This window comes from Mycobacterium sp. (assembly GCF_036488105.1).
Taxonomy (GTDB): Bacteria; Actinomycetota; Actinomycetes; order Mycobacteriales; family Mycobacteriaceae; genus Mycobacterium.
This window is the reverse complement of the sequence record NZ_DASXHW010000450.1, coordinates 1-3,442: the sequence shown is the minus strand read 5'-3', so window position 1 is coordinate 3,442 and position 3,442 is coordinate 1. Positions and strand designations below refer to the sequence as shown.

Genomic DNA, 3,442 nt, shown 5'->3' with positions numbered 1-3,442 from the left:
GCGGCTGAGCTGATTCGCCAAGGGTCGCTGCGCCACGCAGTTTTGCCGCCAAAACTGGCGTAACCACCCGGTTCGGGCATGGAACCACCCGGACTGGGTTACGGTTTGCCAGCCGCCGCCCGGTGGCCTATGCATCCGAGTGCCAGACGACTCGGCGGCCTAGACATCCCAGGAAATGGAGCGGCGCCATGAGCGTTTCGCTGAAGACACTCGCCCTGGTGACAGCCGCGCTGGCCGTCACTTCCGCCTCGGCCGGCGGCTGCAAAAGCAATCCGAAAGCACCGGCGGCGTCGACTTCAGCCGCGGCCCCCACCAGCCACGGCTCGACAGCGAGCTCGGCGCAAGCCCAGTCCGCCGACTACAGCCGACTGTTGATCCAGGCCAAAGACATCGATACACCGATGGCCTTCACCGCCGGCCCGGTGATACCGAACCCGAACGGCCGGCCCGGGACCGAGACCACGTTCAGCAACGACGACAAGAGTCGCCAGATTCACGACACCATCCTGGTGCTCGCCGACCCTGCCGCGGCGGCCGGCGCGCTCGACGCGGCCAGGGCCAAGCTGGGTGATTCCGTTCGGGGAACCCCCGCACCAGCTCTGGTGGGAAGTGGCGGTACCACGGTCTCGGGCAACTCACCCGACGGCTCCAAGGGCGTGATGACGTTGCTGTTCACCGAGGGAAAGGCGTTCACCACGCTGAACTTCGTCGGTCCGCCCGACATGTTGCCGCCGCCTGATTTCGTCACCGAACTCGGCCAGAAGCAGGACACGGCCATCAAGAACGGGCTGAGCTGACGCACGACGCTGACACATCGAAAAGCCCGGCACGCACGCGTGCCGGGCTTTTCGGTGTCAAGCCCTAATCGTTTTGCAGATAACTGAGCAGACGCAGGATCTCGATGTAGAGCCAGACCAGAGTGACGGTCAGGCCCAACGCGATACCCCAGGCGGCCTTCTCGGGCGCTCCGGCACGGATCATCTGGTCGGCGGCGTCGAAATCGATCAGGAAGCTGAACGCCGCCAAGCCGATGCAGACCAGCGAGAAGATGATGGCCAGCGGACCGCCGCTGCGCAGGCCCAGGCCCTCGCCGTGGCCCACGCCGAACATACCCAGCACCAGGTTGCCCAGCATCAGGGCCAGCACACCGAACATGCCGGCGACCATCATCCGGGTGAACTTGGGGGTGACCCGGATGGCGCCGGTCTTGTAGACGACGAGCATTCCGGCGAACACCCCAACCGTGCCCAGGATCGCCTGCCCGATCATGGCGCCCGCGCTGGTGCTCGACACCGAGAAGTTGGCCAGCAAGAACGAGATCGCCCCGAGGAACAACCCCTCCAGCGCGGCGTAGGTCAACACGATCGCCGGGTTGTCCTGCTTACGGAGGAAGGTGGCGACCAGCACCATGGCCAGACCACCGAACGCACCGATGAAGGTGAACGGGCCGGCCCAGGCCTGGTTGCCCTCCACCATGAAGTACGAGCCGACGGCGACGGCCGACAGCACCGCCAGAGTGATCCCGGTCTTGGTGACGACGTCGTCAATGGTCAGCGGGCGGGAAACGCCTGCCCGCTGGTCGGTGTAGGGGGCATAGGGGTCCGCCTGATGCCCGTATTGAGTCGCGGCTCCTGCGACGCCGCTGCCAAACTGCGCGTATCCGCCGCGCTGCTTGGGCAGCGAGCGAAATACCGGGTTGCTAGTTTCCCGCACCGTCGGTTCCTCTCGTGAGCTGTGTCTTCGAGCTATGCGAACAAGTGATCAACGAACGGTAGTCCAGCCAGGTTCCCAGCGGAAGATACCCGAATGTGCGGCCGGTGCTACTCCAGATAAACCTTACCCGCGGGCACCCTGGCAAGGGTAACGATCTAGATTGCTCGTCAGGCCTTCACCTGCATTCGACAAGGGATTGCTCAAGACCATTCACCGAGCGGAGACCACACGCGTGACGGATGAATCCGACGACATCGTGAGCCGAGTCGAGGGCGGCGTCGGCTTTGTGACGCTGAACCGGCCCAAGGCGATCAACTCGCTGAATCAGGGCATGGTCTCTGGCTTGCGCGCGGTCTTGACGGTGTGGGAGCGCGACGATGCGATCAGCGCGGTGGTGCTGGCCGGGGCCGGCGAGCGTGGGCTGTGCGCCGGCGGGGATGTGGTGGCGATCTATCACAGCGCCCGCGCCGACGGCGCCGAGGCCCGGCGGTTCTGGCGCGACGAATACCTGATGAACGGTCAGGTCGGTCGCTACCCCAAGAAGTACGTCGCGCTGATGGACGGCATCGTGATGGGCGGCGGAGTCGGGGTCGGCGCGCACGCCAACACCCGGGTGGTGACCGAGACGTCGAAAGTGGCCATGCCCGAGGTCGGTATCGGCTTTATCCCCGACGTCGGTGGGGCGTATCTGCTGTCGCGCGCTCCGGGATCGCTGGGTCTGCACGCCGCGCTCACTGGGGCGCCGTTCTCCGGAGCCGACGCGATCGCCCTGGGTTTCGCCGACCACTACGTGCCGCACGACAAACTGGACGCATTGCGGCAGGCGATCGCCGCCGACGGGGTCGAGTCGGCAATCGCCGCTCACGCCGTCGAACCGCCGGCCAGCGAGCTTGCCGCGCAGCGGGATTGGATCGATGACTGTTATGCCGGTGATACCGTCGCCGACATCGTCGCCGCGCTGCGGGGCCATGACGCCGGGCCGGCCAACGACGCCGCGAACCTGATCGCGACCCGCTCCCCCATCGCGCTGTCGGTCACGCTGGAGGCGGTGCGCCGCGCCGCCAAGCTCGACACGCTGGAAGATGTTCTGGCCCAGGATTATCGGGTGTCGTCGGCGTCGCTGCGTTCGCACGATCTGGTGGAGGGCATCCGGGCCCAACTGGTCGACAAGGACCGCAACCCGAAATGGTCGCCGGCTTCGCTATCTCAGGTGAGCGCGGCCGACGTCGAGGCATATTTCGCACCCGTCGACGACGAGCTGAAGTTCTAGAAAGGCAGCGATGACGAAAACCTACGAAACCATCCTGGTCGAGCAGGACGAGCGGGTCGGCACCATCACCCTGAACCGGCCGAATGCGCTCAACGCGCTCAACAGCCAGGTGATGGACGAAGTCACTACCGCGGCAGCCGAATTCGACAACGACCCCGGCATCGGAGCGATCATCATCACCGGCTCGGCGAAGGCGTTCGCCGCGGGCGCCGACATCAAGGAGATGTCGCACCTGGCGTTCTCCGAGGTCTTCGCCGCCGACTTCTTCGCCCCATGGGCCAAGCTCGCCGCGGTGCGCACGCCGACGATCGCCGCGGTCGCCGGTTACGCGCTCGGTGGTGGCTGCGAGCTCGCGATGATGTGCGACGTGCTGATCGCCGCCGACACCGCGAAATTCGGCCAGCCGGAAATCAAGCTGGGCGTGCTGCCGGGCATGGGCGGCTCGCAGCGGCTGACCCG

At 66.0% G+C, this 3,442-nt stretch carries 4 protein-coding genes; 3 read left to right on the top strand and 1 reads right to left on the bottom strand.

Features of this window, described 5'->3' with window-relative positions; translation table 11 throughout:
* Positions 1–188: 188 nt before the first annotated feature.
* Entirely contained in the window at positions 189–797 is a 609-nt protein-coding gene (locus VGH54_RS23735) for a hypothetical protein (protein ID WP_331514566.1), read from the top strand.
* A 64-nt stretch (positions 798–861) separates the two neighbouring features.
* On the opposite strand, the gene VGH54_RS23730 is transcribed toward VGH54_RS23735, so the two are convergent.
* Positions 862–1,713, bottom strand: coding sequence for a Bax inhibitor-1/YccA family protein (locus tag VGH54_RS23730; protein ID WP_331514565.1), 852 nt, complete (start codon positions 1,711–1,713; stop codon positions 862–864).
* Between the two features lie 232 nt (positions 1,714–1,945).
* On the opposite strand from VGH54_RS23730, the gene VGH54_RS23725 reads away from it, so the two are divergent.
* Together VGH54_RS23725 and VGH54_RS23720 are read left to right on the top strand one after the other, a co-directional pair.
* The gene (locus tag VGH54_RS23725) at positions 1,946–2,983 is read left to right on the top strand and encodes an enoyl-CoA hydratase/isomerase family protein (protein WP_331514564.1); all 1,038 of its coding nucleotides are present in this window, start codon (positions 1,946–1,948) and stop codon (positions 2,981–2,983) included.
* Positions 2,984–2,993: 10 nt separating this feature from the next.
* Positions 2,994–3,442: enoyl-CoA hydratase-related protein (locus VGH54_RS23720; RefSeq protein WP_331514562.1), on the top strand; the 449-nt coding region annotated here is incomplete at its 3' end.

What these genes read in the sequence shown, in the direction of transcription:
- VGH54_RS23735 (WP_331514566.1), top strand. Translation starts at nt 189, where the DNA reads ATGAGCGTTTCGCTGAAGACACTCGCCCTGGTGACAGCCGCGCTGGCC.